The organism is Robiginitalea aurantiaca (genome assembly GCF_030380815.1).
Lineage (GTDB): Bacteria > Bacteroidota > Bacteroidia > Flavobacteriales > Flavobacteriaceae > Robiginitalea > Robiginitalea aurantiaca.
Genome location: NZ_JAUDUY010000017.1, coordinates 1 through 8,644 on the forward strand (window position 1 = coordinate 1; position 8,644 = coordinate 8,644).

Here is an 8,644-nt window from a genome sequence, read left to right on the forward strand (position 1 = left end):
ACCTTTACAGGTACAGACACGGATGGTGATGGTCTTGATGACGGGTATGAGGGAAGTAATGTAAACGATCCCTTCGATGTCAACGACGAGATCGAGGATCCTGCTACAGACCTTCCGGATACGGATGGCGAAGGTGATGTAAACTATCGGGATATTGATGATGACGGGGATAATATCGATACCCCGGATGAGGATGCAAATGGAAATACAGATCCGACGGATGACGATAGCGATGGAGACGGAACCCCTGATTACCTGGATCCATTCATCGGGGATCCCGGGAATGATCTCATACAGGTGAATCAATTGGTGACCCCAAATGGGGATGGTCGAAATGACTTCCTATTTATCCGCAATGTGGATTTAGCACGCAATAATCGATTAAAGATTTTTAACCGCTGGGGTATTGCAGTCTACGAGGGTACTAATTATAATAATCAAAATAATATATTCGATGGTCGGTCCAGAGGTCGGTCCACTGTCAATGTTGGTTCGTATTTACCAGCAGGAGTCTATTATTATATCTTTGAATACGAATTGAATCAGGAAAAGATAACCGATAACGGATATTTGTATATCAGTAAATAACCAGGCTGAAGCATGTTTAAAATAGTTAGAAATACGGTTCTTTTGACCTTAGCTTTATGGGGTGCGGCTTCTCAGGCACAACAGGATGCTCAGTATACTCAGTATATGTACAATACCATGAGTGTCAACCCCGCCTATGCCGGGTCCCGAGGACAACTAAGTATGGCAGCTTTATATCGGTCGCAATGGGCAGGGCTCAAGGGAGCTCCGGAAACCTTTACCCTCAATTTTCATTCGCCCATACGGGACAGTAGAATAGGGTATGGGGTGTCTGTCGTGCATGACAATATTGGGGATGGTGTGGTACAGGAAACGTATTTGGACGCTGCAGTTTCCTATACTGTGGACGTTTCTGAATTCGCTAAACTGTCCTTTGGACTCAAGGCAGGTGGAAGTCTGTTGAGTCTTGATTTTAGCGGATTGTTGAATTTTGATCAGGAACCTGTTGACCAGACGAACATAGATAATCAGTTCTCCCCGAATTTTGGGGTAGGGATATATTATCATACTGATCGATTCTATGCGGGCTTATCGGCTCCAAACCTCTTGGAAACCGAATATTTTGACAACAATTCCCAGGATTCCAATGAGATTCAGTTTCTCTCTACGGAAAGGGTCAACCTGTATTTTATTACCGGATATGTTTTTGACCTGAATTATAATTTAAAATTGAAACCGGCGCTTCTGACAAAGGCTGTTAGTGGAGCTCCATTACAGGTGGACCTTTCGGCAACCTTTCTGTTCAATGAGAAGTTCTCCTTCGGGGCAGCTTATCGCTGGGATGCCGCAGTAAGTGGTCTGATAGGATTTCAATTAAGTGATCAACTAATGCTCGGGTTGGCTTACGATCGTGAAACTACCGCTTTAGGCGGTACGCAGTTTAACGATGGTTCGTTCGAGATTTTTCTAAGATGGGAGCTTGTTAAGTCCTTCCAGGGACTGATTTCGCCTCGCTTCTTCTAAAGGGTAAGATACATGAAGAAAGTTAACAAGTTTTTATTCCTGCTTTTGATTCCCGTTTTGTTAACGGGTCAGGAACGGCTTGTGAAGCAAGGAAATGAAGCCTACAAGACGTATTCTTTCAAACCTGCCCAGGACATTTACCAGTATGTGCTGGACAAGGGATATGTCTCTGCTGAAGTTTTGCAAAAATTGGGGGATTCACACTATTTTAATGCCGAATATGCTGAAGCTGCGGCAGTATACACAAGGCTTTTTGAAGAATTTCCTGAGACATCCGATCCCGCCTATGCCTTCAGATACGCTCAAACACTTAAAAGTACCGGAGATATCGAAGCCGCTGAGCAAGCGATGGATATGTTCTATGAACGATCCGGTCAACAAGATCTGGCAGGGGGTACTCCGGACTTTGATTATTTGGAAGCGATCAAGGCCAATAGTGATCGGTACACGCTCCAGCATTTCCCCTACAATACATCCTATTTAGAATTTGCCCCCAGCTTCTACGGAGAGAACCTCCTTTTCTCATCAGATCGGGATACCGGTAATCTTGCGAGATACAGACATTCCTGGAATTCACGCGATTTTATGGATGTTTATCAGGCTGGACGAGACACCATTGGTGAATCTGCTGTTGAAAAACTCAAGGAGGTGAATTCGCGCTGGCATGAATCTACTACGGTTTTAAGCCCGGACGGACAAACCCTGTATTTTACGAGGAACAATAATAGGGATGGGTATGTCGTAACCGATGAGGATGGGTATGTCCGTCTTAAAATTTATAGGGCTTTCCTTAGGGATAGTATTTGGACTGATGTTGAAGAGGTGTCTTTTAACAGCGATTCCTATTCAGTGGCCCACCCCGCGCTCAGTCCGGATGGTAAAACGCTCTTTTTCGCTTCGGATATGCCCGGGACGTATGGATTTTCCGATATTTTCAAAGTTGCCATAAACGAAGATGGAAGTTTTGGCACTCCTGAAAATCTTGGTCCTGAAGTGAACACGGAATCACGGGAGACATTTCCTTTTATCGACTCTGAGGAGGTACTGTACTTTGCCTCAGATGGATTACCTGGCCTGGGTGGCCTGGATTTGTTTGCGGTCCCTATAAGTAAACTCGGACAGAACCCTGAAGTTAAGAATCTCGGCAGGCCCGTAAATTCCCCAATGGATGACTTTACTTATATTATCGATGGGGATACGCGAATGGGATATTTTTCTTCCAATCGGGAAGGCGGTCTGGGAGGTGATGACATTTACGGTTTTGTTGAAACAGAGCGACTCAGCTTTGAGTGCGTACAGGTAATTACAGGTACTGTTCGGGATAAAATCACCAATGAAATCCTGGCTGGAGCCACTGTCCGGGTAATCGATGAATCGAATGAGGAAGTAATTTCAACGGTTACGGATACCGAAGGCAAATACGAACTTTCAATAGATTGCGATCAGGGCAACTTCATCAGAGGTTCCCGACAGGGTTACGTTCCAGCAGAGGTCTTCATTTCTCCTTCTGAAGGGCAACCGCAGGTGATTGATCTCTATTTAGACCCTGAAACCCTTTCTGCCGGATTTGGATCTGATCTGGCCAAACTACTTCAGCTAAGTACGATTTATTTTGATTTTGATAAATACGACATTCGGCCTGATGCCGAAGTGGAATTGCAAAAAGTAATGGCGGCTCTTGAGAAGTACCCCAGTCTTAAGATAAAAGCCAACTCCCATACAGATAGCCGTGGCCCGGATGCCTATAACCTATGGCTGTCACAGAAACGGGCAGAGGCTACAGTGAATTATATGATTTCTAAAGGGATTGCTGCCGATAGACTGCAGGCAGAGGGATATGGAGAAACCCAATTACTGAACGATTGCGATGATGGTGTTCGGTGCTCTGCTGCGGAGCATCAGAAAAACAGGCGCTCCGAATTCATCATCTACGAGTAGATCTTGTGGAGTGCACTACCATCGGGTAAGCCAACTCGTATTTCTTTAAAGGGAGGCTTCCGTTTTGCTTTGTACCTCTAATATGATATCAGGTATTGAACTATACCTGTAAAATTGACACTTCCCCGACGTTTTTAGGAGTCCGGTATTTTTCAGTTGTATTTTGAGATTTAAAAGGCCTGTGCCATCCAGCTTGATGTCTTTCATTTCTGAAATTATAACGAAGATCTACTTGATAAAAGCCTTCCAAATGGCCAGATTCACTATGGCCATATTTTTCTGCTGCTCCATGAGCCTTGAAGCTCAGGTCACTATCTGGAATGAGAATTTTAATTCGTATCCAAATGGTACGCTAAACGGAAACGGAAACGGTGTATCCCAGGCGGGTTGGAATTCTCAGAGCGGTGCCGCAATAAATGATGGGTTGCTCTTAGCCAGTAACACAGATGACGTAGGAGGTTCAACCTTTTCCAATCCAATTGTCTGGGTAACGGACCCTATTGATATTTCGGGATTTACCAATGTGCGTTTTAGTTTAGATACAGGTGCTTTTGACACCGGTGAGTTCGAGAATTCAGGGGGTTCCCGGGACCGTTTTAACCTGCAGTATCGCATCAATGGGGGAAACTGGACAGCCGTTTTTAACCGATCGGGTTCCTCGTCTCAGCCCATCGACCCCTTCTATGAAGTAACCGGCCTGTCTGGCGCAACGCTCCAACTCAGGGCGCGTTTTCACAATACTGCCGAGAATGAAAATTACAGTATTGACAATGTACTTGTAACAGGGTTGTCCACGAATCCTGATCAATTGCCCGTATTAACCGTATCAGGGGATCAGGATTATTGTCCAGGCTCCAGTTTGCCAGTGGTTGAGAGCATCCAGATTTCAGATTCAGATAGTTCCACGGCTTTCCAGGTAGTCGTACAGATTTCTGCAGGCTTTGTACCTGGAGAGGACCTATTGCAGCTTACGGGTTCACATCCGTCCATTTCGGACACGTGGAATGCATCCCGGGGAATCCTCACTCTTACCGGTCCGGCCCAGTTGGGAGCATTTGAAGCGGCAGTTAGAGATGTCGTTTATTCGAGCAGTGCGTCCGACCCTTCAGGCACCCGGGGGATTTTAATTACGGTTGCAAATGCTGATTACCTGCCCCTGACAGGTCATTACTATCAGTTTATCAGTGCCCCTGGAATTACATGGACACAAGCCCGGGATGCAGCCTCTGCTCAGAGGTATTATGGATTACAAGGATACCTTGTTACCCTGACATCCCAGGAAGAATCGGACTTTTCAACTTCCCAGACGACAGGTATGGGTTGGATTGGAGCTTCTGACGCAGCCCGGGAAGGCGACTGGCAATGGGTTACCGGACCAGAAGCCGGCACATCATTCTGGAGTGGGGGGATTAACGGTACCGAACTCACGTTCGCTTTCTGGAACACAGGTGAACCTAATAACGCCTCAGCATCTGGGGGGGAAGATTATGCCCATATAACAGACCCTGCTGTTACGACTTTTCCGGGATCCTGGAATGACCTTACCAATGAGGGTGGCAATGGCGTCTATGCTTCAAGGGGATATATTGTGGAATTCGGGGGGATTTCTGGAGATCCCGAACTGTCTGTTTCCGGAACTACATTGATTACGGTCAGCCCAGCGGCATGTGATTCCTGCGAGGCTGGAAATTCAGCACCACTGCTAGACACGGAACTCCCGACCGTTTTCTGTTCTGAGGATCAACTCCCTCCCCTGAATAGCTTCACTAGCAGTAGCCCACCCCCGGGGACCAGCCTGACCTGGAGCCGGAATCCCGATCCGTTGATCGTCAATGGTCATCTTTCCGATACAGAGGTCAATAACCCCACTCCTGGCACTTATTTTGGGTTTTTTTACGACTCAGCAAATTCCTGCGCCAGCCCCACCCTTGAGATCACATTGGTCAGAGGTCAAACACCATCCATCACTGAGGTTATACCCCAGGAGAGCTGTGGTCCATCATCCCTTACCCTACAAGCCAACGGATCAGTGCCAAATAGTTCAAGCGTCCCTGATATCCGGTGGTTCAATAGTGAAACCGGAGGCACACCTATTTTTATAGGGAATCTTTTTACAACGCCTGTCCTGGACACTGCGACCACCTACTGGGTGGAAGCGTTTGCCAATGGTTGTGCTTCCTCCCCGAGGCTTCCTATTGTGGCCGACATTATTCCGTTACCGGATCCTGGCATTGCTTCTGCCGGATCTTCCTGCAGCAATGCTCAGTTCGGTCCGACTGCGATAGACCTGGATAATCGGCTGGAGGATGCCGATCCGGGCACATGGGAAGTCATTGAGGCTCCCACATCCCTAACGATTTTGCCCGGTAATATTGTTAATTTTAGTGGACTACCAAACGGCGAATACGTCTTCAGGTATACCACTACTACGGCACAGCCCCCCTGTTCGAACCAATCTGTGGATGTGCAGATTACGGTTACGAACTGCGATGAGGACACGGATGGGGATGGGCTTTTGGACGGTGTGGAGGCCTCCCTGGGAACCGACCCCAATGACCCGGATACGGACGGGGATGGTATTGACGATGGAGCAGAAGTGGGGACAGACCCTGAAAATCCTGAAAATGAGGACGGGGATGATCTTATTGATGCCCTTGATTCAAATATAAGGGACTCAGACGCCGATGGAGTAAACGACCAACAGGATCCTGCCAATGACAATCCCTGTATACCCGATATATTCAGCCTGGGCTGTGATACAGATGGCGATGGCATCAGCGATGGGGAAGAACGGGAGAACGGTTCCGATCCGCTTGATCCATGCAGCCCGAATTTTAGTGCGGATTGTGAACCCGATCCCATTGACCTCGAAGTTCTGAAATCCATTGATAACCCTCAGGCTGTCATTGGGGACGAAGTAATTTTTTCGATTGTTCTAAACAACCTGGCGGATGCCAGAGCTGCAGCTGTGCAGGTAGGAGATTTTCTTGAAACCGGCTTTTCATATATTTCCCACACTACATCTGCAGGGGCCTATAACCCACAAACAGGACTCTGGTCAATACAGGAAATCGCGCCACAGGCTTCTGAATCCCTCGAAATCCGTGCCACTGTACTCGCGAACGGTGTATATACCAATACAGCAGAACTGTTGGAATCTTTTCCTCAGGACAATAATCCGTCAAATGATTTGAGTACGGTTGTGCTGGAGTTAGGAGTTCCGGATGGTGTAGACCTGGTTCTGGAGAAATACGCGTCAGTGGATGGCGGAAGGTTTCAAAGAGGACGGGTTGCGCCCCTTACAGGATCACGAGTGATTTTCCTCGTGCTGGTGCGAAACGAATCAAATGAGGGTATCGTGAGTAATATACGGGTAGAAGACTTTATAGGCCCGGTTTCAGAAAGTGGATTTGAATATCTCTATCATGTATTCTCACCTATTCAGGGAAATTCATACAATCTGGAAACCGGTAATTGGACCATTCAGAATCTGAGTCCCGGGCAGCAGGCAGAATTGCGGATTGCCGTTACAGTTCCCAGGGAAGGTGACTTTGTCAATAATGCACGAATTTTAAGTTCCCTGCCTCCGGACGAAGAACAGACCAATAATTTTGACAGTGTAGAGGTAGATGTTAACGATCCCCTGGTAGTTCCACCGGGCTTTGTATTTAACCAGTTTTCACCTAATGGGGATGGGATAAATGACTTCCTGGTCATTCGGGATATAGCAACTTTCCCGGACAACAGTATTCAGGTATTCAATCGCTATGGACAACTCGTTTTTGAAGCTCAAAATATAGTTGAAGAGCAGTTATGGGATGGAACCCAATATGGGAAGCAAGTTCCTAAAGGCACTTATTATTATATTTTAGACCTGGGTCCGGAAATAGGTACTACAAAAGGATGGATTCAGCTTATTCGGTAGCACGGCTTTTTTACTTTGAAACGTAACTTTTCGGATTATGGGGAACGCTGCCTAAGATTCCTGTATAGACCATTTAAGGGCTTTTTACGTCCAAGAATTGTCACTCTTATACGGGTTTGGGACACTGACCTCCCAACTATGTAAACGCGCTCTCTTTCTGCCCACATTCAGGTGTCTGCCGACCAATTTTTGTTTGAAGTATTTTGGTTCGAATGGAAATAATTCTGCGACTCTTTCTGAGCAATCTCAGCTCAGATTTCTATGTATGACGTTCATTTTTATACCAAAAACGAAGTGTATTTCAGGTCAATTTTGCACCACTTTTGAGGTGTACTTTGTCTATCCGATAATTGGGTGAGAAATATCAAATTATCCACCTGATACAGTACTATTTGAAATTCCATATTGAGATGGGGTATGCGCTTCTACTGACTAATATCAGTGGGCTTATCGATAAAATGCAAGCTGCCTAACCTCAAAAAAAGGTTGCTTTACATTCCATTCCTGCAACTTCACAACATTAATTTCCCTCCCCTACACCTCCGGTTAATTTTGTAAGGCATTAATCTGCGTTTAAATGTATCGGAATCAGATTTCAAAGTATCCTGTAGGGCAAAACAACAGTGATTTGCCCATGCCTGCAAGTGACGCTGGAAATATACCATACCACCCAAACTCAACATTCTTCCAATTTCCCCGGTTGGAATTGTTTCAAGCAAAATCTAGTACGATGAAAAAGTTTAGTGTACTGCTTTTTTTCCTCCTGGTCTCCGGGCTGGGATTTTCCCAGACAACGGTTACCCTGGAGGATCAGTGTAATTGTGAAGTCCTCAGCGGAACTGATGTTTCAGTTGCAGGCTCAATAACTCCAGCCGGAGCTGATATCGGGGATATTTATGTCAACACGAATACGGGGACAATTTATTTTTGGGATGGGGATTCCTGGGAGCGTACTTCTACAGATACCAATACTACCAATATCACCTTTTCCGTTGTCGGTACAGATTTGGTACTTACAGATAGCGATGGAAATTCTGTGAGTGTACCTATTGCTGATATTGGGGTCCTTATCAATACTGATGACCAGACAGCTACAGAAGTTGGTTACGACAATACAGCCAGCGGCCTCGCAGCTACAGATGTACAGGCAGCGATCGACGAGATCAATGCAGCAGCCGGAACCGTATCCCTTACCGACAATGGAGACGGGACCTATGATTTTACAGATGC

General features: G+C 46.3%; 5 protein-coding genes. All 5 read left to right on the forward strand.

Annotation, left to right across the window (positions count from 1 at the left end):
- On the forward strand, positions 1 to 588 hold a 588-nt coding region (locus tag QU605_RS15175; protein ID WP_289726183.1), incomplete at its 5' end, for a T9SS type B sorting domain-containing protein.
- A 12-nt stretch (positions 589 to 600) separates the two neighbouring features.
- Complete coding sequence (locus QU605_RS15180) at positions 601 to 1,551, forward strand: PorP/SprF family type IX secretion system membrane protein (protein WP_289726184.1); 951 nt, start codon at positions 601 to 603, stop codon at positions 1,549 to 1,551.
- Between the two features lie 12 nt (positions 1,552 to 1,563).
- Positions 1,564 to 3,489: an OmpA family protein gene (locus QU605_RS15185; protein WP_289726185.1), complete on the forward strand. Its 1,926-nt coding sequence runs from the start codon at positions 1,564 to 1,566 to the stop codon at positions 3,487 to 3,489.
- 250 nt (positions 3,490 to 3,739) lie between these two features.
- Positions 3,740 to 7,414 carry a T9SS type B sorting domain-containing protein gene (locus QU605_RS15190; protein ID WP_289726186.1) on the forward strand — a complete coding sequence of 1,225 codons (3,675 nt, stop codon included), beginning with the start codon at positions 3,740 to 3,742 and terminating at the stop codon, positions 7,412 to 7,414.
- A 730-nt stretch (positions 7,415 to 8,144) separates the two neighbouring features.
- Positions 8,145 to 8,644: hypothetical protein (locus tag QU605_RS15195; RefSeq protein ID WP_289726187.1), on the forward strand; the 500-nt coding region annotated here is incomplete at its 3' end.

Bases quoted from the DNA above. Each gene is read 5' to 3' on its own strand.
- QU605_RS15180 (WP_289726184.1), top strand. From the start codon at position 601: ATGTTTAAAATAGTTAGAAATACGGTTCTTTTGACCTTAGCTTTATGG.
- QU605_RS15185 (WP_289726185.1), top strand. From the start codon at position 1,564: ATGAAGAAAGTTAACAAGTTTTTATTCCTGCTTTTGATTCCCGTTTTG.
- QU605_RS15190 (WP_289726186.1), top strand. From the start codon at position 3,740: ATGGCCAGATTCACTATGGCCATATTTTTCTGCTGCTCCATGAGCCTT.